The sequence below is a fragment of the Sporosarcina sp. Y352 genome, from assembly GCF_056786535.1.
This window is the reverse complement of the sequence record NZ_JBXCJE010000046.1, coordinates 1-515: the sequence shown is the minus strand read 5'-3', so window position 1 is coordinate 515 and position 515 is coordinate 1. Positions and strand designations below refer to the sequence as shown.

The 515-nt window shown below is 36.3% G+C and carries 1 protein-coding gene and 1 pseudogene; both read left to right on the top strand.

Annotated elements, in window-relative coordinates:
- The coding region (locus AC1TO6_RS21155; protein WP_482103549.1) for a CAP domain-containing protein at positions 1–166 on the top strand (166 nt) is incomplete at its 5' end.
- Between the two features lie 122 nt (positions 167–288).
- Positions 289–515 (top strand): annotated as a pseudogene (locus AC1TO6_RS21150) (CobW C-terminal domain-containing protein); the annotation flags it as partial.

The window sequence follows — 515 nt, the reverse complement described above, 5'->3', positions numbered from 1 at the left end:
AGCAGAAAACATTGCGATGGGTCAACGTTCAGCTGAAGAGGTTGTAAAAGGATGGATGGAATCACCAGGACATAGACAAAATATCTTAACACCTGAATTCACTCACATTGGTATCGGTTATGACAAAAACGGTAATTACTGGACACAACAGTTTATCCAAAAATAATATAATCGAAGAGTTGTCCTTTGCATTGGAAGCATTCCAGTACAGAGGATGACTCTTTTTTTATTATATTACAGTTTTAGCAAACCATTTAAATTGATTGTGCACACTACGCTTTTAACCATCTTCTAACATTTACGAATAGCGTGAATAAAGAAGAGTTTGAGAACTGGGTAAAATCATTACCGGAAACAGTATATAGAATGAAAGGTTATGTCCCGATCAACGGATTTAAAAACCCGTATTTATTTCAATAGGCTTATGGAATGGTCAACTGGATGCCAGAATACGTTAAAATGGAGGCTCGTCTAGTTGTCATCGGTGAAGGAATAGAATCAATATATTACGAGGG